This window comes from Streptomyces sp. NPDC001156 (assembly GCF_053598275.1).
On sequence record NZ_JBSFJX010000002.1, the window covers coordinates 193,023 to 212,441 of the forward strand.

A 19,419-nucleotide genomic window follows, 5' to 3' on the forward strand; every position below is an offset into this window, starting at 1 on the left:
GTAAGTGTCAAGAGAGCTCACGAAAAGTGCCCCCGCGCGAACTGCGCGAGGGCACCGCCGTGTGCGGAGGCGAGGGCCTGCCGGCGTGGGTCAGAGCGCGTCCACGGCACTCACCTTCCAGCCCCCGGAGGTACGGGTGAGCGTCATCCGCACCCGGTTCAGGTCGAGGCGGGACCCCGACACCTGGGTGCTCCGGGTGACCTGGTTGACGAACAGCAGCACCACGACCCGGTCCGGTGCGGCCGACACCACGGAGGCCGCGGGGGCACCGCCCGTGGGCGCCGCCACCGTCGCCTTCACCACTCCGTGGTACTTCGTCGCGGTCGGTCCGACCACCGTCGTCGTGGTCTTGAGGTACTGGTCGCGGAAGGCGCCGGTCAGGCAGGCGCGGGCGCGCGCGAAGTCCCGGTCCAGATGCCGGTAGTCGTACGACAGCACGACCGGTGCCGCCTTCTGCGCGGCCGCGAGAGCCTCCTCGCGTGCCCGTTCGGCCTGTCGGCCCTCCCGGTACTGCCAACCGAGGACGGCGGCGGCCACCAGGCCCGCCACCAGCAGCACGCAGAGCGCCACGGTGAGCAGCCCGGTACCGGACCACCGGGCGGGCGTGCCCTCCTCCGGCCTCTCCTCGGCGGATTCCTGCGACGGCTCCGGCGGGTCCGCCCAGCCGTTCGACGGGGCCTCGATGAGCAGGGTGCGCCCGGAGCGCCGCTCCTCGGCCCGCGGTGCCTCGTCGGCGGGGCCTTCCGCCCCGAGGGCACCGTGCTGTTCCGGGCGCGCCGGCCGTCCGGCGCGCTTGGCCGCCGCGCGGGCGGCCGCGGACATGGTGCGGCGGGCCGGTGAGCCGGCGCCGCGGACTCGGGAGCTCGGGTTCGCCACGGTGTCTCTCCTCACTGATATGGCCTGGCGGATCGCGAGACGGCCTGCTCAGCCCACGAACGCGACGTCGGAGGTCAGCCAGCGGCCGCGCTCGCGCACGAGGTCGAGCTGCAGCCGGTAGGTGCGCGCTTGTCCCTGGGGCGCGGCGGTGTTGGTCACCTTGCTGTCGGCGACGACCAGGACCCGGGCCGAGCGGTCGTCCGAGCGCACGATCCCCGCCTCGAGGACCTGCCCCTCGGACACCGACTTGTTCTGCGCGACGAGCTTCGTCAATTCCCCCGTCTGCGCGGCGAACTGCTTCTTGAAGTCGCCGGTGGCGCCGTCGAGCACGTTCCCGCTGTCCTCGCGGTAGTGCCGGTAGTCGAGCGAGGTGAAGTTCAGCGCCGACTGGCGGGCCGCCGCCAGGATGTCCTGTCTGCGCTGCTCCACCCCGCGCTGGTCGGCGAGGCGCACGCCCAGCCAGGCCGACAGCGCGACGGTCAGCACGGTCACGGCGACGAGTCCCGCGGACAGCGCCCTGCGGCCGCCCCCGCTCATGCCATCGGTCCCACGAGCAGCCATTGCCACGACTCCTTTCCGAAGACGGTCTGTTCGCCGCCCGTCGAGCCGATCTCGACGGGCGTTCCGTCCGGGCCGGTGGCGGTGCCGGTCTCCGGGTCGTACGGGGTGACGTACGCGGACTGGTTCGCGCTGCCCGAACCGGACGACGCACCAGGGGCGTTCTGCGCGCCGCGCACCGAGGTCTTGCTTCCACGCGGCGCCGTGCAGCGGGCGCCGGTGTTTGCCGGGCGTGTGCTGGTGTCGGCGGGGTCACGTCGCCGCGTTCCGTAGCCCTGGGTGCAGGCGGGCGGATCGTCCACGTTCACGACGAGCCCGAAGTGGGTGGTGCCGTCGCCCGGGACGACGGTGTAGCTGCCCGCGACCACCACCGGGAAGGTGACCAGGGCCTGCTCCACGCCGGGCAGCCGCGCCACGGTGACCTGGCCGCCGCTGATGAGGTTGGCCAGCAGGACCGGCAGATCCAGCCGGGTGGACTTCAGCAGGGAGTCGACCTGCTGCGCGGCGGGCGCCGTGTTGCCGATCAGCCGGCGCAGGTCACCGTCGCTGGACTTCAACCGGTCGGTGAGCGCGGCCAGATCGCGCGAGAACGACTTGATGGCCGAGCCCTCGTCGGCTTGCGTCTTGAGCACCTTCCGCGAGTCCTCGATCAGCGACACCGTCTGCGGGAGCGAGTCGGTCGCCGACTCCACGAGCTCGTTGCCGGAGTCCACCAGACGGCTCAGCCGCGGCCCGGTGCCGGAGAAGGCCTTGCCCAACTCGTCGACGGTGGTGCGCAGATCGTCCTTGCCGACCGAGTTCACCAGCCGGTCCAGGCTGAGGACGAGGTCGGTGACGGGCAGCGGTACCCGGGTCCGGCTGCGCGGGATGGGGCTGCCGTCCATCAGATAGGGGCCGTCGGACCGTCGCGGCTGCAGGTCGACGTACTGCTCGCCCACCGCGGAACGGTCGGCGACCACCGCCAGGGTGTCGGCAGGGATCCGTGGTGCACCGTCCTCGATCTCCAGAGGTACCGAAACCCCGGAGCCGTTCAGACGCAGATCGCCCACGCGGCCCACCGGGACCCCGCGATAGGTGACCTCGGCGCCGGGGAAGATGCCCCCGGACTCCGCGAAGTCGGCCGTCACCGTGTAGCCCCGGCCGAGGAGGTCGTCGGCAAGGCCGGTGTACTCGGCGCCCACGTACGACACCCCGACGGCGGTGACGGTGGCGAAGGCGAGCAGCTGGGCCTTGATCGTACGTGTGATCACGGCTGTATCCCCTTCAGCATGAGCTCGGCCAGGGCGAGGTCGATCCCCGGCGGGAGGCCCCGTGTGTCCCCTTCGGCGCCGTAGGCGGCGGTGCACACCGGTGGGCACAGCACATCGCCGCCGCCCGCCGGAGGGGAGGGCGGGGTGGGTGCCGAGGGTGCCTTGGGGAGGCCGGGGACGCTGGGCAGTGCCGTGGGCACCGGAATGGTCGGCACACCGGGAAGCGGGGGAACGCTCGGGGTCCCCGGCTTGCCCGATCCGCCGCCGCCCTTGCCGTTGCCGGGCTTCTTGGTGAGGTTGCCGTAGATGCCCGCCAGGTCGAGGTCGGCGGTGATCTTGAGGTTGACGTAGTCGCCCTTCACGGCGTCCGTCGCGTTGCGGGGGAACGGGTATGTCGTCAGCAATTCCAGGGAGTTGGGCAGATCGTCGCCCGCCTTGTTCAACTGCTGCAGGATCGGCCGCAGCTGCTTCAGGTTGGCGACGGTGTCGTCCCGCGAGGCGTTGACGACCTTGGTGCCGGCCGTGCCCAGCTTCGACAGCGCGGTGAGCATCTTCGTCAGGTCGCGGCGCTGGTCGGCGAGGACCTTCAGGGCGGGCGGTATCGCGTCGACGGCCTGCGCGATCGTCTTCTTCTCCGTCCCGAGCCGCTTCGCCAGCCGGTCGAGGCCCTCCAGCGCGCGGACGATCTGCGCGCGCTGCTCGTCCAGGCCGCCGAGGAACGTGTCGAGCTCCTTGAGCAGGGACGCGACCCGGTTCTCGCGGCCCTCCAGGGCCTTGTTCAGCTCCACGGTGATCGTCTTGAGCTGTGCCACACCGCCGCCGTTGAGAAGGGCGGACAGCGCGGACAGCACCTCCTCGATCTCCGCGTTGCGCCCGCTGCGGGACAGCGGGATCACATCGCCGTCGTGGAGCCGTCCGACGGGCGGGGTGCCGGCCGGCGCGGACAGCGCCACGTACTTCTCGCCGAGCATGCTGGTCTGGCGCAGGTCGGCGACCGCGTTGGCGGGCAGTTTCACCGAGTCGGCCACGCGCAGCCGCACCCGCGCGTGCCAGCCGTCCAGCTCCACCCTCTCGACGGCCCCCACGGTGACGTCGTTGACCTTGACCGCCGACTGCGGCACGAGATCGAGTACGTCCCTGAACTCGACCGTGACGTGGTAGGCGTGACCGTCCGCGGCGGCGCCGCCGGGCAGCGGGACGTCGTACCAGCCGTTGAAGTCGCACCCGGACAGCAGCAGGGAACCGGCCGCCGTCCAGGCGACCGCCCGGCCCGTGCGCAGCACGCTCATGCCCCCGCCCCCAGGATTCCGCCGAGGGTCCGGTCGACGCTGCCCGTCGCCGGCGGGGCAGCGGGAAGGTCGGGCAGCGAGTCGAAGAGCTTGTGCAGCTCCTTGCAGTCGGGGTTCTTGCCACCCGTGTCCCCGGTCGTCCTCAGCAGGGAGCACAGCAGGGACGCCGGGTCCTGCGGGCTCTGCGCGTTGTTGCGGGTGTCGAGGGTGCCGGCGGACGCGTTGTAGGCGTTCTCCAGGTTCGACAGACCCGTGGGAGCGACGTCCAAGAGCTCCTCCAATGCGGCCCGTTCGGTGACGAGGACCTTGGTGACCTTGCTGAGGCCCTCGACGTTCGACGTGAGTGATTTCTTGTTGTTCTTCACGAAGTCGGACACGTCGCCGAGCGCCGTACCCAGGTGCTTCAGTGCCACCGCCAGGTCCTCGCGCTCCCCTGCGAGCTGCTCCGCCACCTGGGCGAGGTCGTCGTTGAAGGACCGAACGCTCTTGTCGTCGGCCGCCAGCGCGGCCGTGAACACCTGAAGGTTGCGCACGGTGCCGAACAGGTCGCCCCGGCCGTCGGAGAGCGTGGTGAGCGCCTGTGAGAGGTCGTCGACCGCCCGGTTGAGGTTCGCGCCCTGGCCCTTGAGGTTGTCCGCGCTCACCCCGAGCAGCCGAGACAAGGAGCCGTCCTTGTTCGCGCCCTTCGGGCCGAGCGCATCGGCCGTGGTGTGCAGGCTGTCGTAGATGCGGTCCAGCTCGACGGGGACGGCCGTGCGCGACTCGGGGATCACGTCGCCGCTGCGCAGCACCGGGCCCTTGCGGTACACCGGCAGCAGCTGGACGTAGCGGTCGCTGACCACCGAGGAGTTGATGATCGCGGCCCGGGCGTCCGCGGGTACCTTGCGGCCCTCGTCGAACTCCAGATCCACCCGCACCCGGCCGCCCTCCGGGGTGATCTTCTCGACCTCGCCGACGCGCACGCCGAGGACGCGGACGTCGGAGCCGGGGTAGATGCCTACCGTGCGCGGGAAGTACGCCGTGACGCGGACGGTGCGGGAGCGCGGCCACAGCGCGACGGTGAGCGCGGCGACGACGGCGAGCGCGGTGAGCAGCACCAGGGCGCGCCGGACGGAGAAGCGGCCGGTCATCGCGAACCTCCCGTTCGCGGCACCACCGGGGCGGCGACCAGGTTCTGGACGTAGGAGTCGAACCAGCGTCCGTTGCCGAGGGTGTTGGTGAAGACCCGGATGTAGGGCGCGAGCAGCTTGACGCTCCGGTCGAGGCTCGCCTGGTTGCGTTCCAGCATCCTGACGAACGTGTTGAGGTTGCTGAGCGCGGGTCCAATCTCCTTGCGGTTGTCCTCGACCAGACCCGACAGCTCGATGCCCAGCAGGGCGGAGCTCTTGAGCAGGGTGTGGATCGCCGCGCGCCGCCTGCTGATCTCCTTGAACAGTTCGTCGCCGTCCTTCACCAGTGCGGAGACGTCCTTCGTGTGGTCGGCCAGCACCCCGGTGACCCCGTTCGCGTGCTGCAGGAGCCCGCGCAGGGCCTCGTCGCGCGAGGCGACCGTCCGAGAGATCCTCGACAGCCCCTGGATGGACGCCCGCACTTCTTCGGGGGAGTCCTGGAAGGTGGTGGAGATGGTGTCCAGCGCCTTGGCGAGTTGCTGGGTGTCGACCTCCTCCGTCGTGGTGGTCAGATCGCTGAACGCCTGGACGACGTCGTACGCCGAGACCGTCCGCCCCAGCGGGATCTCTCTGCCCGGCTTCAGCCGGCCCGGCCCCTTCGGGTGCAGCGCCAGATACTTGGCGCCGAGGATCGTCTTCACCCGGATCGAGGCGCCGGTCGTGGTGCCCATCTCCGGGTCGCCCTTGACCTTGAAGGTGACCTTCACGTGGTCGCCCTCCAGATCGACACCCTCGACCTTGCCGACCTTGACGCCGGCGATCCGCACCTCGTCGCCCGGCTTGAGTCCTCCCGCCTCCGAGAAGGCGGCGCTGTACGTCCGGCCGTCGCCGATCAGCGGCAGGCTGTCGGCGTTGAACGCGGCGACGGTCAGCAGGGCGAGGACGGTGAGGCCGACCGCGCCGACCACGACGGGGTTCCGCTCCCGGAACGGCTTCAGCCGAGGCCTGCGCAGGCGGAGCTGGGGCAGCTTCGGCGGCAGGACATGCACCTTCACCAATGGTTCGGGGCGGCGGCTGCGGCCTCTGCGCGGAAGGAGCCCTGGCCTCGGCGGCTTCGGCGGCAGGACCCGTACCTTCACCCCCGGTTCGGGGCGCCGGGGCCCGTTCCTGCGCGGCGGCCGGATCCCCGGCAGCTTCGGGGGCAGGACACGCACCTTGACCAGGGGCTCGGGACGGCGGCGCCGGGTTCTGCCCGGCACGATGCGCTTGCTCATCCCCCGCACCTCGCCTGCGCCACGTGCATCTCGGGGGTCAGCACCTGCTTCGTCTTCGGCAGCACGATGCGGCCGTCGAAGTCGCACAGGTAGAAGTTGAACCACGAGCCGTAGGACGCCGTCCCCGTCAGCTCGTTGAGCTTGTTCGGCAGCCGCTTCAGCACGCCCTCCACGGTCTTCTCGTTCTTGTTCAGGGTTCCGGTCAGATCGGTCAGCCCGGCGATGTCGTCCTTCAGCGGCGGACGTGCGTCCTTCAGTAGCCCCGAGGTGGCGTCGGTGAGGTCGCCGATGCTCACCAGAGACTCCCCGATGGGCTTGCGGTCGGCGGACAGCCCGGAGATCACCCGCCGCAGTTGGGTGATCAGCCCGGAGAACCGGGCACCGCGCTTGTCGAGCGTCTCCAGCACGGTGTTGAGGTTGTCGATCACGGAACCGATCAGCTTGTCCCGCCCCGCGAGGGTCGTGGTCAGCGACGCCGTGTGTGCGAGCAGGCTGTTCACGGTTCCGCCCTCGCCCTGCAGGGTCCGGATGATCTCGGTGGCGAGCTGGTTGACGTCGTTCGGGCTGAGCGCGGCGAACAGCGGCTTGAAGCCGTTCAGCAGCGCGTTCAGGTCCAGCGCCGGCTGGGTCCGGGACAGTGGGATGGTGCCGCCGGGCCGCAGCCGGGTGCCCTCGCCCGGGCCCTCGGTCAGCGCGACGTAGCGCTGCCCCACCAGGTTGCGGTAGCGCACGACCGCGTGGGTGCCGGTGAGCAGCGGGCGGTCGGCGGCGACGGTGAAGGTGACCTCCGCCAGCGTCCGATCCGTGATCCGGATGCCTTCGACCTCGCCGACCCGCACCCCCGCCACCCGGATGTCGTCGCCGTCCTCGAGACCGGTGACGTCGCTGAACACCGCGTGGTACGTGTGCTTCGGGGTGAGGGAGACGCCCCCGATGGTGGCGGCGAGCAGGGCCGTCGCCGTGATCGTCACCAGCGCGAACAGGCTGAACTTGATCAGCGGTGCCGCGGTCCGGCGGGCTTGTGTCGTCCTCACGCGACGCTCACCGCCGTCCCGCGCGCCAGCGGTCCGAACAACAGGGTCGCGACGGGCGGCACGTCGTCCGCGGACACGCCCAGGACGGGGGCCACGAGCGAGCCGACGGCCCGCTGTTCGGCCGCGGTGGAGGACACGTCGACACCTCCGGGCAGCGCGCCGTCCGTACTGTCCGACGACGTACCGTCGTTGAGTTTTGGTTTCGGTCCGGGCACTTGCGGATGGGGCATGCCCCGGCAGCTCGGACCCGACCGCTCGGCGTAACGCGGCTCCTCACCGGGCCGGTACGCGCTTTGCGGGCGGACGGCCTCGAGGGTGATCCGCATCTCGCCGCCGCGGAACGCGTCCTGTGACGCCTGTTCCTGCCGGACCAGGCCGTTCAGCAGGCAGGGGTACTCGGGGGAGTAGCGGGCGAAGAGCTCCAGCGTGGGGCGGGAGACCCGGCCGAGGGTGATCAGCCGGTCGCCGTTCTTGTCGAGGAAGTCCCGCCCGGTGTCCGCGACCGTCGCGGTCGTGCGCAACGCAGCGGCCAGCCGGTCCTTCTTCTCGACGATGGTGCGGCTGGTGGTGACGGTGTTGCGCAGCGTCCGCATGAGGTCGGGTGCGGCGTCGCCGTACACCTCGGCGACGTCGGCGAAGCGTGAGATGTCCTCCTTGAGGGACGGCAGATGCGGGTTGAGGCGGCGCAGATACCCCTCGACCCGGGTGAGGTTGTCGCCGATCCTGTCGCCGCGGCCCTCCAGGGCGGTCGCGAACGCCGAGAGGGTGGCGTTCAGTTCACCGGGCCTGACCGTGCGCAGCAGCGGAAGCAGGTCGTTCATCAACTGCTGAAGCTCAATGCCGACCCTCGTACGGTCCTGGGTGATGACGTCCCCGGCACGGATTGGCCGGGCCGTGGACCGGGCGGGGGCGATGAGGTCGACGTACTTCTCGCCGAACAGCGTCTTGGGCAGCAGCCGGGCGTGCACGTCCGAGGGGATGTATGTGACGTAGTCCGGCTTGAGCGCGATGTCGAGTGTCGCCTTCGCGCCGTCGGAGTGCACCGCGCGCACCTCGCCGACCAGCAGCCCGCGCAACTTGACGTCGGCACGCGGATCGAGCTGGTTGCCGAGGCTGTCGGCCTGGAGCGTGATGCGCACGACGGGGGTGAACGCCTGCCGGTAGACGGCCACGGCCAGCGACAGCAGCAGCGCCAGTACGGCGAGGAAGACGATGCCGTACAACCTGAGTCTCAGCACTCTCATAGGTCTCATCCCGCGATCCGTACGGTCGTGTTAGCGCCCCAGATCGCGAGGCTCAGGAAGAAGTCCAGGACGTTGACGGCGACGATCGAGGTGCGCACCGCGCGGCCCACCGCGACGCCGACGCCGGCCGGTCCGCCGCTCGCGTGGTAGCCGTAGTAGCAGTGCACCAGGATGATCAGTACTGCGAAGACGATCACCTTGCCGAAGGACCACAGCACGTCGACGGGCGGCAGGTACTGGTGGAAGTAGTGGTCGTAGGTGCCCGTCGACTGCCCGTAGTAGCCGGTCGTGATGGTGCGGGCGGCCAGGTACGACGACAGCAGCCCGATCACGTACAGCGGGATCACCGCGACGAACCCGGCGATCATCCGGGTCGTCACCAGGAACGGCAGCGAGGGGACGCCCATCACCTCCAGCGCGTCGGTCTCCTCGCTGATCCGCATCGCACCGAGTTGTGCGGTGAAGCCGGCGCCGACCGTGGCGGACAGGGCGAGCCCGGCCACCAGCGGGGCGATCTCCCGGGTGTTGAAGTACGCCGACAGGAACGCCACGAAGTTGGAGGTGCCGAGCTGGTTGAGGGCCGCGTAGCCCTGGAGGCCGACCTCGGTGCCGGTGAAGAACGACAGGAAGGCGATCACACCGACCGTGCCGCCCACGACGGCGAGCGCGCCACGGCCGAAGCTCACCTCGGCGAGCAGCCGCAGGATCTCCTTCTTGTAGCGGCGCAGGGTGCGGCCCGTCCACGTCAGCGAGCGTCCGTAGAAGGAGAGTTGGGTGCCGAGTTCTTCGAGCGAGCGCAGTGGGCGGTCGAGGAATCTCTGAGGTCGCATCGGCTAACCCCTCTGCGGGACGACCTGGAAGTACACCGCGGTCATCACGAAGTTCGTCACGAACAGCAACATGAAGGTGATCACCACTGACTGGTTGACCGCGTCGCCCACGCCCTTGGGGCCGCCCTTGGCGTTCAGCCCCTTGTAGGAGGCGACGATCGCGGCGATCGCTCCGAACACCAGCGCCTTCACCTCGGCCGCCCACAGGTCGGACAGCTGGGCGAGGGTCGTGAAGGAGGCCAGGTACGCGCCGGGCGTGCCGTTCTGGAGGATCACGTTGAAGAAATAGCCGCCGGCGACGCCGACGACCGACACCAGGCCGTTGAGCAGCACGGCCACCACCATCGAGGCCAGCACGCGCGGTACGACGAGCCGGTGGATCGGATCGATGCCGAGCACCTGCATCGCGTCGATCTCGTCCCGGATCTTGCGCGCCCCGAGGTCCGCGCAGATCGCCGTGCCGCCGGCGCCCGCGATGAGCAGCGCGGTGACGATCGGCGACGCCTCGCGCAGCACCGCGAGCACTGAGGCGGCACCGGAGAACGACTGGGCACCGAGCTGCCGCGTCAGGCTGCCGATCTGCAGCGCGATGACCGCCCCGAAGGGGATCGAGACGAGGGCGGTGGGCAGAATCGTGACGCTCGCGACGAACCACGCCTGTTGGATGAACTCCCGCGCCTGGAACGGCCGTCGGGGCAGGGTCCGCACGACGTCCAGCGCCATCGCGAACAGGTTGCCCGAGTGCCGCAGCGCTCCGGTCGGCGACAGGCTCATGCCTGTGCCACCTCCTTCCGGCGCAGCTCGGCCTCCCGTCTCGCGATCGCCTCCCAGCGGGGCGGGCGGATGATGCCTGGCCCGGGTAGCAGGCGGGGAGTCAGTTCCCGCTTGCCGGGACTCTTCGTGTGTCCGCCGTCGCCGAGCTGTGCGAGCTCCTGCTCGACCTGCGCGGCGTCCTTCTCCTCCGCCATGCCGATCGGTCCTTGCATCCGCCCGTTCAGGAACTGGCGTACGACGGGCTCGTCACTGGTCAGCAACTGCTCCCGGGGCCCGAACATCACCAGCTCGCGCCGGAACAGCAGCCCGATGTTGTCGGGCACCTGGCGGGCCGAGGCGATGTCGTGGGTGACGATCAGGAAGGTGGCGTCGATCTGCGCGTTGAGGTCGACGATCAGCTGATTGAGATACGCCACGCGTACCGGGTCGAGACCTGAGTCCGGCTCGTCGAAGAGGATGATCTCCGGGTCGAGCACCAGCGCCCGGGCGAGACCGGCCCGCTTGCGCATACCCCCGGAGATCTCGCCGGGCAGCTTCCCCTCGGCGCCGATCAGCCCGACCATGTCCATCTTCTCCAGCACGATCCGCCGGATCTCGCTCTCGGACTTGCGGGTGTGCTCGCGCAGCGGGAAGGCGATGTTGTCGTACAGGCTCATCGAGCCGAACAGCGCGCCGTCCTGGAACAGCACCCCGAACAGCTTCCGCACCTCGTACAGGTCGTGCTCGCGCAGCTTGGTTATGTCCCGGCCCGCCACCTTGACCGAACCGCGGTCAGGCTTGAGCAGCCCCACGAGCGTCTTGAGGAACACCGACTTGCCCGTTCCCGAGGGGCCGAGCATGACCGAGACCTCGCCGGCGGGCAGCGTCAGCGAGACGTCCTGCCAGATGACCTGGTGGCCGAAGGACTTGGTCAGCCCTTCCACACAGATCTCGACACCCATCCCGTTCACCCTTCGCCCGCGTGAGCAGCTCCGACACCTGCTCTACGGGGAGGGACGGGGCGTCCGTCGCGGCGTTGGCCTGATTTTTTCGGACGGGTTTACGGGCGGGTCTACGGCAGCTTCACCGGCGGCGTGCCCGGCGTGGGGAGGGAGAGGGACGGCAGGGCGGAGGTGGCCGGGACCGACGGAACGGGGGGCACGCTGACCTTGACCGGCAGGTCCGGCACGGCCGGCAGTCTCACCCCGGTGACGCCGGCCACCTGCGGGACCTCGGGCGCCGAGAGCTCAGCAGCGGGGACCGACGTGCCGTCCGGCGGGGACGGGACGGACTGTGGCGCGGACGATCCGCCGGAAGGCGGTTCCGTCGCCCCCCGAGCGGGGTGCGCCGCGGTGGGGGCGGGTCCGCGCACCCACGGGGTACGCAAGTCGTGGCTGCTGCCCGGCCGGGGCGACTGCGCGCTGATCGACGGGGACGGCCGCGGAGCCGGACCGTGTGTGCCTTCGCTGGACTCAAGTGCGTTCGGCAGTACGAATCCGGCCACCACCAGAGTCGCCGCCGTCGAGGTGACGGCCACCGCCTGCGCCTTGCCGCCCAGGCCGTGCCGGCCGCGCCCCAGCAGGAACAGCACGAACCCGAGCGTCCCGGCCAGCGACGCGCGCAGCGTCCGGCGGGCGCGGGCCAGCAGCGATTCGACGGTGCGGTAGCTCAGCCCCATGCGCACGGCGACCTGTCCGACATCCAGGTCCTCGGACTTGAGCCGCAGCGCCTCCGCCTGACGGCCGGGCAGCTCCCCGCTGCGCACGGCCAGCCACTTGGCCTCGGCCCGGTCGCACACCGCCTCGTCGACGGGCACGGGGCCCGGGGCGATCAGCGTGGGGCTGCGGTGCACCTCGGCCTCCCGGTTGACCTGCCGGTGGCGGTCGACGCACAGCCGCATGGTCACCGTCGTCAGCCAGGCGCCGAGACGTTCATCGTCGAGATCCGGGCGCTCCGCCGCGCGCAGCATCGCCTCGTGCACCGCGTCCTCGGCGTCCTCGAGGCTCACCGATCTGCGCCGGGCCACCTTGAGCAGTTGCTCGCGGTGGCTCCACATGCGCTCCCACCGGTCGTGGGCCGCCTGTATCTCCGCGGGCGTGGCCGTCTCCGCCTTCGCAGGCTCCGTCGCCATGAGGGCCCCTTTGCGCTTTACCCACCGCTTCTACTACCCGGTGGATGGCGACATTACCGCCCGGTAGTCGCGGTTGGGGAGGGGGAGGAACCCGACGAATTCCTGCCGCCGCCCGTCAGCGGACCGGTGGGCAGCAGCCCTGTGGGCAGCCCGATGCTCGGGGTCGGCAAGGGCAGCGCCGGCGCATGCGTGCCCGGCGCGGCGCCCGCCGAGGCGGACGGACCGGGGGAGGGCGCGGCAGGCGTCGGCGTCGGCTTCGGGGTACGGGACGGGTTGAGGCCCGGGCGGCGGTGGGATGGCGTCGGCGAGGGTTTCGGCGTGCTCGGGCGGGACGGTGCCGGGCGGTCCCGGGACGAGGCGGGCAGGTCCGGCACCACCAGGTGTCCCTCCAGGAAGTACGCGTACCAGGCCCTGACCGTGCGCAGATAGGCGTCCGAGTGGTTGTAGCCGAGGATCGCCCGGTCCAGGCCGGCGGGGTCCGAGAGGTCCCGTCCGCCCGCGCACAGATAGCGCCCGGCGGCGAGCGCCGCGTCGAACACGTTGTCCGGGTCGGCCCGCCCGTCGCCGTTGCCGTCCGCTCCCCACCGGGCCCAGGTCGAGGGGATGAACTGCATCGGGCCGACCGCGCGGTCGTACACCGTATCCCCGTCGTACACACCGCCGTCGGTGTCCCGGACGACGGCGAAGGCGCCGCCGGTCAGCCGGGGCCCGAGGATCGGTGTCGCGGTCGTACCGTCCGCGGTCAATCGGCCGCCCCGTGCCTGCCCGGACTCCACCTGGCCGATCGCGGCCAGCAGCTGCCAGCGCAGCCGGCAGCCGGGCGCGGTGCGCGCGAGCTGCGCCTCGGCGCGCCGGTACGCGGCGAACACGCCAGCGGGCAGGGCGCCACCCATCGGCTCCGGCACCCTGCCGCGCTCTGGTTCCGCCGTCCGCAGCGGCGGGAGCGCGGTGCGGTACGGGGTGTCGCCTGAGACGCTCGGGCCGAGCTCGGCGGGCACCCCCGGCCGCGCGGGCTCCGACGCCCGCGCCGCCACCACACCCGGCGCCTGCGAGGCGGTGAGCGCCGCCATGGCCGCCGCCGCGACGGCCGTACCCCTGGCCCTTGCGAGCCGGACCTTGAACTGTCGCCCTGCCACTGTGCCGTCCCTCCGTGTGAACGTTCCGTCCCCTGCTCTACGCGGACGGACGGCGTGTCCGTCGCGGGACAGAGGGCCCGTTCCACGGGAGGCGCTGCGCCCGGTCCGGCCGCAGCCGGCGTTCCGGTACGAGGAAGGCGCTCGGGAGCCGGGGGGGCGGCGTCGGTTAGGGTCGCATCGTGGCGATCGGAGCGGCTCCGTCGCCGACCGTTCTGGGGGCACGCGATGCGTTTGAGAGTGGAGTTCACGACCGAGCCCTTCGACCTCGACGAGGCGCCCGCGCACGCGCTCGTCGCCCGTGAGGTCATCGGGGCGGCCGAGCTGGACGCCGTGGACGTCGGCCCGTTCGGCAACACCGCCGAGGGCGGCGCCGACACGGTGCTCACCGCCGTCGACGCGCTGCTGCGCAAGACCCTGGAAGCCGGCGCCACCCGAGTCACGCTGCAGGTCAACGTGCTGGAGGAGGGCAAGTGACCGGTGTCGGGGACGAGCCCTTCATCACGGCCGTCAAGCCGCTGGTCGACGCCATGGGGGGCGAGATGCTGTCCCCGGACCAGGCCGGCCCCGACGACGTCGTGCTCGCCTGGGAGGGCGCGGACGTCGTCGCCGTACGCCTGCCGCAGCTCGCCGACTCACTCGACCACATCCTGGCCGCGATGGAGCGCAAGCAGGGCAAGCCGCTGGCCGAACTGGACCGCAAGGCCAAGCAGGAGGTCGTGCGGATACTGGAGGCGCGCGGTGCCTTCTCCGTGCGCCATGGGGTGGAGACCGTCGCGAGCGCCCTGGGCGTGAGCCGCTTCACCGTCTACAACTACCTGAACCGTGAGAAGGGGGCCTGACCGGCCCGGACGTTGCCTCCCCGGCAGTGGCCGCCGGACCCGAGGTCCTTCCTCCGCCTCCCGTGACGAGCCGCCGTCCGGCCTTCGGGCGGCGGACTTCCGTACGAGGATTTCGTCACCCCGATTTTTCAACAAAGTGTTGACCTCGCCTCGGCGGGGGGCGTTAGCTGTTCGCAGCCCAGTCAGCACACAGGCCACGGAGGCCCATGTGACGTCGACTTCCACGCCGCCGGGCCTCACCCGGTTCAACGCCCTGGGGGAGCACGCGGCCCTGGCCGCCCTCCTCGAGGCGTGCGCCTCCACGGCGTGGGCCGGACGGCTGCTCGCCGCGCGCCCCTACGCCAGCGCCGAGGAGCTCTACGCCGCCAACGACACCGCCATGGCGGAGCTGACCACGGCGGACCTTCAGGAGGCGATGGCCGGGCACCCGCCGATTGGCCGGCCCAAGGCCGGGGACCCCACCTCGGCCCGGGAACAGCGCGGCATGGCCGGCGCCTCCGCGGAACTCAAGGCGGAGATGCTCGAACTGAACCTGGCCTACCAGGAGAAGTTCGGCCATGTCTTCCTCATCTGCGCGACCGGGAGGAGCGGCGAGCAGATGCGCGACGCGGTCAAGGAGCGGATCGGCAACCCGCCGGAGCGGGAGCGGGAGATCGTCCGCACCGAGCTGGGAAAGATCAACCGCATCCGGCTCGCCCGACTGCTCGAAGAGGAAACCGCATGAGTTCCCTGAGTCAACCTCTATGCCGCCACAGGCTCGTCGGCGGGCGCGTTGATCTTGCTGTTGGTTTGGTGGATGGCGGGGTCGTAGCAGACACCGTCGCGCCAGCAGGCCCACATCACCCGCAGCCAGGCGCGGGCCAGGATGCGGATGGCGTGCGGGTGTCTCTTCTTGCGGGCCCGGGCGTCGTTGTAGATCTTGGCGGCCCAGTCGCTGCCGTGCCGGCTGTTGTCGGCGAAGGTGGTCAGGGCGACGCGGGCTCTACGGTTGGTCGCGAAGCGGAAGGCGACCGTGCGGGCCTTGCCCGAGGCGCGGGTGACCGGGACGACGCCAGCTTCGGCGATGAGCTGTTCGCAGGTCTGGGCCCGTTCCAAGATCGGACCGATCTCGCCGATGACCTGGCCGAGGCTGACCGTGCCGATGCGTGGCATGGCGGCAAACAGCGGCGCGTAGGGATGGGTTGCAGCGGCTTCGGCGATGACCTTGTCCAGCGTGCGGATCGTCGCGCGTATGCCCTGCACGAGCTGGACCTGGACGCGGACGAGCTGTCCGGCGACGGCCTCGCTGAGCCGGGAGGCCGCCTTCGGGGCGGCACGCAGGCGCTCGATCAGGGTGCTGCCGGACTTTTTGCCGGAGTAGCCCCGGCGCTTGCACCAGGCTTCGATGCGCCCGGCGGTGAGCTTGGCGGCGGAGGCTGGGGTGGGGTATCGCTCCAGGAAGGCCATGGCGATGTCGCTGTCGAGATCGGCGAAGACCGTCTTGCCGCCGGGCCAGTGCGCATCCAGCAGTGCGGCGAGCTGGTTGACGGCGGCCACCTTGGCCTCGATGTGGTCTGCCCGCTGCCGGGTGAGGGCCTGAAGGTCGAGGGTGGCTTGCTCGGTGGGCTCCAGCCGGGGCAGCAGATGGCCGTCCGTGCGCAGGTAGTCGGCGAGCTTCATGCTGTCGCCGGCGTCGGTCTTGGCTTTGGAGGCGCCCCAGCGGGCCCGCATCGCGTTGAAGGCGTTCGGGTGCACCGGCACGACGGGGTGGCCGGCTGCCAGCAGTCGGTCGACGGCCAGACCGCGGCTGGTCTCGATGGCCACGGGCAGATCGGCCGGGTCTCCGTACTTACGCTGCCTGGCCAGGGTCTTGGCGAAACCTTCCTCGGTGTGGGCGAGTTCCCAGCGGTCGATGCGCTTTGCGGTGGCGTCCATGACGGTCACGTCATGGGTCTCGGTCGCCCAGTCCCATCCGATGAACACGTGCGTCGTACTCCAAGGCGGTTCGAGGAGCACCTGCCCGGTGGTGAGGTCGTCTGCCGGGAGCTCATTAATCGGCCCTCTGCGGGGCGTGTCCCTGAAGCCGATCAGACGGCCTCGGCCCGGCGGGGCTGGCGGAACTCATGCAGGCCGTCGAACGGCGCGCACCAATGGCCATGCACCCACCGGGACCGAGAGGTCACAACCCTACTCATGAGGGCTGCAGAAAGGATGGTCCTCTAATGAGCACCGAGACCACCGCCTCCGTGTCCACACACATCCTGGACACCAGCGCCGGCCGCCCCGCCGAAGGCGTCCCGGTCCGCCTCTCCGCCCGCTCCGGCCGGAGCGCCGACTGGCACGCGGTCGGCGGCTCGGCGACCGACGCGGACGGCCGGTGCAAGGACCTCCCGGTGCCGCCTCAGGGCACGACCCATGTGCGGCTCGACTTCGAGGTCGAGCCGTACCTCGAAAGCACTGCGAAGAAACAAGCCGAGGCGCAGCAGGACGCCCCCGCGAATCGGGACAGCGGTGCGGCCGGAGCGTTCTTCCCGGAGGTGGCGGTCACCTTCGCCGTCGTGCCGGGCGAGCACTACCACGTACCGCTGCTGCTCAACCCGTTCGGCTACTCCGTATACCGAGGGAGCTAGCAGAAGATGCCCACGATGCTCGGCCAGAACCAGTACGGGAAAGCAGAGAACCGCGTCGTCAGGATCGTGCGGGACGGCGCCACCCACCACATCAAGGACCTGAACGTGTCGGTGTCGCTCTCCGGCGACATGGACGAGGTCCACTACTCCGGCTCCAACGCCCATGTCCTGCCGACCGACACCACGAAGAACACGGTGTACGCGTTCGCCAAGGAGCACGGCATCGAGTGCGCCGAGCAGTTCGGTATCCACCTCGCCCGGCACTTCGTGACCTCGCAGGAACCCATCCACCGGGCCCGCATCCGCATCGAGGAGTACGCGTGGGACCGGATCGGGACCTCCGGTGCCGGCTCGAAGTCCGCCGCCGGTGAGGCCGGGCACTCCTTCGTCCGCAGGGGCCGGGAGACCCGGCTGACCCAGATCACGTACGACGGGCAGAAGTGGGAGGTCGTCTCGGGCCTCAAGGACCTCGTCGTGATGAACACGACCGACTCCGAGTTCTGGGGCTACGTCAAGGACAAGTACACGACGCTCCCGGAGGCGTACGACCGCATCCTGGCCACCGAGGTCTCCGGCCGCTGGCGGTTCGGCTGGAGCGAGGACGACCAGCCGGCGCCCGACTGGGAGACGTCCTACGAGCAGACCAAGCAGCACATGCTGCAGGCCTTCGCCGAGACCTACTCCCTGTCACTGCAGCAGACGCTCTACGAGATGGGCGCGCGTATCATCGACAACCGTGGCGAGATCGACGAGGTCCGCTTCTCGCTGCCGAACAAGCACCACTTCCTGGTCGACCTCGAGCCGTTCGGGCTGAAGAACGACAACGAGGTGTACTTCGCCGCCGACCGCCCGTACGGCCTGATCGAGGCCACCGTGCTGCGGGACGGGTGCGAGGCGCGGATCCCCGTCGACCTCACCAACCTCTGACGCGCCGGGTGCTCCCGGTCCGCCGGGGGCACCCGTCCTCCTTCGGCACCCGTGGCCGCCGGGCCGCGGCACTCAAACCTCCGGGGTCCTGCCGTGCCCTCTCCACAGAGCGAAAAGGACGCACCATGGCAGCAGACCGGCGCATCGTCATCGAGAACTGTGCGATCGCGACCGTGGACGCGGACGACACCGAGTACGCCTCGGGCCATGTCGTCGTCGGGGGGAACCGCATCGAGGCGGTCGGCGCGGGAGCAGCCCCCGAGGGCCTGGAGAACGTCGTACGCCGTATCGACGCCTCCGGCCACCTCGTCACGCCGGGCCTGGTCAACACGCACCACCACTTCTACCAGTGGATCACCCGGGGCATCGCCACGGACCACAACCTCTTCGATTGGCTTGTCGCGCTGTACCCGACCTGGGCGCGCATCGACGAGGAGATGGTGTACGCCGCCGCGCAGGGCTCGCTGGCCATGATGGCCCGCGGTGGCGTGACCTGTGCCATGGACCACCACTACGTCTACCCGCAGGGCTCCGGCGACCTGTCCGGCGCCATCGTCCGGGCCGCCCGCGAGACGGGCGTCCGCTTCACCCTGGCGCGCGGCTCCATGGACCGCAGCAAGAAGGACGGCGGACTGCCGCCGGACTTCGCGGTCGAGACCCTGGACGGCGCGCTGGCCGCCACCGAGGCGACGATCGACGAGCACCACGACGCCTCCTTCGAAGCCATGACCCAGGTGGCCGTGGCCCCCTGCTCCCCGTTCTCGGTCTCCACCGAACTCCTCAGGCAGGGCGCTAAGTTGGCGCGACGCAAGGGTGTGCGGCTGCACACCCACGGCTCGGAGACGGTGGAGGAGGAGAAGTTCTGCCACGAGTTGTTCGGGATGGGGCCCACGGACTACTTCGAGTCCACCGGTTGGCTCGGCGAGGACGTCTGGATGGCGCACTGCGTCCACATGAACGACTCCGACATCGCCGCCTTCGCCCGTACGCGGACGGGCGTCGCCCACTGCCCGTCGTCCAACGCCCGCCTGGCGGCCGGTATCGCCCGGGTCCCGGACATGCTCGCGGCCGGCGTCCCGGTCGGCCTCGGCGTCGACGGCACGGCGTCCAACGAGTCCGGCGAGCTCCACACCGAACTGCGCAACGCGCTCCTGATCAACCGTCTGGGCACCCATCGCGAGGCGGCCCTGACCACTCGTCAGGCGCTGCGTCTCGGCACCTACGGCGGTGCCCAGGTCCTGGGCCGCGCCGCGGAGATCGGCTCCCTGGAGCCGGGCAAGCTCGCCGACCTGGTGCTGTGGAAGCTCGACACGCTGGCCCACGCCTCGATCGCGGACCCGGTCGCCGCGCTGGTCCTCGGCGCCGCGGCCCCGGTCACGCTCTCTCTCGTGAACGGTGAGCCCGTCGTCGAGAACGGCCGTCTGCTGCACGTCGACGAGGACGCCGTCGCCCGCACCACGCGGGACGAGGCCCGGCGCCTGGCACGCATCGCGGGCCAGGGCTGAGCCACCGCCGGACTCCGGCCGGGAGGGACGGCTCCCGGCCGGTGGCCGTGGACCC

20 protein-coding genes are annotated in these 19,419 nt (G+C 70.7%); 6 read left to right on the plus strand and 14 right to left on the minus strand.

What is annotated here, in order from left to right:
• Window positions 1-90 precede the first annotated feature (90 nt).
• The 13 genes from ACWDA7_RS02170 to ACWDA7_RS02230 form a co-directional block, all read right to left on the minus strand.
• Complete coding sequence (locus ACWDA7_RS02170; RefSeq protein WP_450602324.1) at window positions 91-876, minus strand: hypothetical protein; 786 nt, start codon at window positions 874-876, stop codon at window positions 91-93.
• A gap of 48 nt (window positions 877-924) precedes the next feature.
• Window positions 925-1,437 (minus strand): hypothetical protein, encoded by a 513-nt coding sequence (locus ACWDA7_RS02175; protein ID WP_450602325.1) that lies wholly within the window; start codon window positions 1,435-1,437, stop codon window positions 925-927.
• Window positions 1,410-2,684, minus strand: a complete 1,275-nt coding sequence (locus ACWDA7_RS02180; protein ID WP_450602326.1) for an MCE family protein — start codon at window positions 2,682-2,684, stop codon at window positions 1,410-1,412. The genes ACWDA7_RS02175 and ACWDA7_RS02180 overlap by 28 nt, the downstream gene beginning before the upstream one ends.
• Window positions 2,681-3,973 carry an MCE family protein gene (locus ACWDA7_RS02185; RefSeq protein WP_450602327.1) on the minus strand — a complete coding sequence of 431 codons (1,293 nt, stop codon included), beginning with the start codon at window positions 3,971-3,973 and terminating at the stop codon, window positions 2,681-2,683. The genes ACWDA7_RS02180 and ACWDA7_RS02185 overlap by 4 nt, the downstream gene beginning before the upstream one ends.
• Window positions 3,970-5,103, minus strand: coding sequence for an MCE family protein (locus ACWDA7_RS02190; RefSeq protein WP_450602328.1), 1,134 nt, complete (start codon window positions 5,101-5,103; stop codon window positions 3,970-3,972). Before ACWDA7_RS02190 ends, ACWDA7_RS02185 begins: the two co-directional genes overlap by 4 nt.
• Window positions 5,100-6,080 (minus strand): MCE family protein, encoded by a 981-nt coding sequence (locus ACWDA7_RS02195; RefSeq protein ID WP_450602345.1) that lies wholly within the window; start codon window positions 6,078-6,080, stop codon window positions 5,100-5,102. The genes ACWDA7_RS02190 and ACWDA7_RS02195 overlap by 4 nt, the downstream gene beginning before the upstream one ends.
• Window positions 6,081-6,352: 272 nt before the next feature.
• A complete protein-coding gene (locus tag ACWDA7_RS02200) occupies window positions 6,353-7,390 on the minus strand; it encodes an MCE family protein (RefSeq protein WP_450602329.1) in 1,038 nt (345 codons plus the stop codon).
• Entirely contained in the window at window positions 7,387-8,634 is a 1,248-nt protein-coding gene (locus ACWDA7_RS02205; RefSeq protein ID WP_450602346.1) for an MCE family protein, read from the minus strand. The genes ACWDA7_RS02200 and ACWDA7_RS02205 overlap by 4 nt, the downstream gene beginning before the upstream one ends.
• A gap of 5 nt (window positions 8,635-8,639) precedes the next feature.
• Entirely contained in the window at window positions 8,640-9,464 is an 825-nt protein-coding gene (locus tag ACWDA7_RS02210; RefSeq protein WP_450602330.1) for an MlaE family ABC transporter permease, read from the minus strand.
• Window positions 9,465-9,467: 3 nt separating this feature from the next.
• On the minus strand, window positions 9,468-10,238 hold the full coding sequence (locus ACWDA7_RS02215; protein WP_450602331.1) for an MlaE family ABC transporter permease: 771 nt from the start codon (window positions 10,236-10,238) through the stop codon (window positions 9,468-9,470).
• Entirely contained in the window at window positions 10,235-11,179 is a 945-nt protein-coding gene (locus ACWDA7_RS02220; protein ID WP_450602332.1) for an ABC transporter ATP-binding protein, read from the minus strand. Before ACWDA7_RS02220 ends, ACWDA7_RS02215 begins: the two co-directional genes overlap by 4 nt.
• Before the next feature lie 110 nt (window positions 11,180-11,289).
• The gene (locus ACWDA7_RS02225) at window positions 11,290-12,348 is read right to left on the minus strand and encodes a sigma-70 family RNA polymerase sigma factor (protein ID WP_450602333.1); all 1,059 of its coding nucleotides are present in this window, start codon (window positions 12,346-12,348) and stop codon (window positions 11,290-11,292) included.
• 53 nt (window positions 12,349-12,401) lie between these two features.
• Window positions 12,402-13,418, minus strand: a complete 1,017-nt coding sequence (locus ACWDA7_RS02230; protein ID WP_450602347.1) for a lytic transglycosylase domain-containing protein — start codon at window positions 13,416-13,418, stop codon at window positions 12,402-12,404.
• A gap of 291 nt (window positions 13,419-13,709) precedes the next feature.
• Here ACWDA7_RS02230 and ACWDA7_RS02235 point away from each other — a divergent pair, with 291 nt between their 5' ends.
• From ACWDA7_RS02235 to uraD, 3 genes are all read left to right on the plus strand, one after another.
• The gene (locus ACWDA7_RS02235; RefSeq protein ID WP_450602334.1) at window positions 13,710-13,958 is read left to right on the plus strand and encodes a hypothetical protein; all 249 of its coding nucleotides are present in this window, start codon (window positions 13,710-13,712) and stop codon (window positions 13,956-13,958) included.
• The gene (locus tag ACWDA7_RS02240; RefSeq protein ID WP_450602335.1) at window positions 13,955-14,323 is read left to right on the plus strand and encodes a helix-turn-helix domain-containing protein; all 369 of its coding nucleotides are present in this window, start codon (window positions 13,955-13,957) and stop codon (window positions 14,321-14,323) included. The genes ACWDA7_RS02235 and ACWDA7_RS02240 overlap by 4 nt, the downstream gene beginning before the upstream one ends.
• A gap of 208 nt (window positions 14,324-14,531) precedes the next feature.
• Window positions 14,532-15,047 (plus strand): 2-oxo-4-hydroxy-4-carboxy-5-ureidoimidazoline decarboxylase, encoded by a 516-nt coding sequence (gene uraD, locus ACWDA7_RS02245; protein ID WP_450602336.1) that lies wholly within the window; start codon window positions 14,532-14,534, stop codon window positions 15,045-15,047.
• Window positions 15,048-15,064: 17 nt separating this feature from the next.
• Here the strand turns inward: uraD and ACWDA7_RS02250 are convergent, their stop codons facing one another.
• Window positions 15,065-16,285, minus strand: coding sequence for an IS110 family transposase (locus tag ACWDA7_RS02250; protein ID WP_450602337.1), 1,221 nt, complete (start codon window positions 16,283-16,285; stop codon window positions 15,065-15,067).
• Between the two features lie 239 nt (window positions 16,286-16,524).
• Here ACWDA7_RS02250 and uraH point away from each other — a divergent pair, with 239 nt between their 5' ends.
• The 3 genes from uraH (at window position 16,525) to ACWDA7_RS02265 (ending at window position 19,364) form a co-directional block, all read left to right on the plus strand.
• Window positions 16,525-16,932 carry a hydroxyisourate hydrolase gene (uraH, locus tag ACWDA7_RS02255; RefSeq protein ID WP_450602338.1) on the plus strand — a complete coding sequence of 136 codons (408 nt, stop codon included), beginning with the start codon at window positions 16,525-16,527 and terminating at the stop codon, window positions 16,930-16,932.
• A 6-nt stretch (window positions 16,933-16,938) separates the two neighbouring features.
• Window positions 16,939-17,859 carry a factor-independent urate hydroxylase gene (gene pucL, locus ACWDA7_RS02260; RefSeq protein ID WP_450602339.1) on the plus strand — a complete coding sequence of 307 codons (921 nt, stop codon included), beginning with the start codon at window positions 16,939-16,941 and terminating at the stop codon, window positions 17,857-17,859.
• A gap of 125 nt (window positions 17,860-17,984) precedes the next feature.
• Window positions 17,985-19,364 (plus strand): 8-oxoguanine deaminase, encoded by a 1,380-nt coding sequence (locus tag ACWDA7_RS02265; protein WP_450602340.1) that lies wholly within the window; start codon window positions 17,985-17,987, stop codon window positions 19,362-19,364.
• The last annotated feature ends 55 nt before the right edge of the window (window positions 19,365-19,419 follow it).

Coding starts and splice junctions, on each gene's coding strand:
- ACWDA7_RS02235 (WP_450602334.1), top strand. CDS start 13,710: ATGCGTTTGAGAGTGGAGTTCACGACCGAGCCCTTCGACCTCGACGAG.
- ACWDA7_RS02175 (WP_450602325.1), bottom strand. CDS start 1,437: ATGGCTGCTCGTGGGACCGATGGCATGAGCGGGGGCGGCCGCAGGGCG.
- ACWDA7_RS02205 (WP_450602346.1), bottom strand. CDS start 8,634: ATGAGAGTGCTGAGACTCAGGTTGTACGGCATCGTCTTCCTCGCCGTA.
- pucL (WP_450602339.1), top strand. CDS start 16,939: ATGCCCACGATGCTCGGCCAGAACCAGTACGGGAAAGCAGAGAACCGC.
- ACWDA7_RS02220 (WP_450602332.1), bottom strand. CDS start 11,179: ATGGGTGTCGAGATCTGTGTGGAAGGGCTGACCAAGTCCTTCGGCCAC.
- ACWDA7_RS02190 (WP_450602328.1), bottom strand. CDS start 5,103: ATGACCGGCCGCTTCTCCGTCCGGCGCGCCCTGGTGCTGCTCACCGCG.
- ACWDA7_RS02215 (WP_450602331.1), bottom strand. CDS start 10,238: ATGAGCCTGTCGCCGACCGGAGCGCTGCGGCACTCGGGCAACCTGTTC.
- ACWDA7_RS02185 (WP_450602327.1), bottom strand. CDS start 3,973: ATGAGCGTGCTGCGCACGGGCCGGGCGGTCGCCTGGACGGCGGCCGGT.
- ACWDA7_RS02225 (WP_450602333.1), bottom strand. CDS start 12,348: ATGGCGACGGAGCCTGCGAAGGCGGAGACGGCCACGCCCGCGGAGATA.
- uraH (WP_450602338.1), top strand. CDS start 16,525: ATGAGCACCGAGACCACCGCCTCCGTGTCCACACACATCCTGGACACC.
- ACWDA7_RS02210 (WP_450602330.1), bottom strand. CDS start 9,464: ATGCGACCTCAGAGATTCCTCGACCGCCCACTGCGCTCGCTCGAAGAA.
- ACWDA7_RS02230 (WP_450602347.1), bottom strand. CDS start 13,418: ATGGCGGCGCTCACCGCCTCGCAGGCGCCGGGTGTGGTGGCGGCGCGG.
- ACWDA7_RS02265 (WP_450602340.1), top strand. CDS start 17,985: ATGGCAGCAGACCGGCGCATCGTCATCGAGAACTGTGCGATCGCGACC.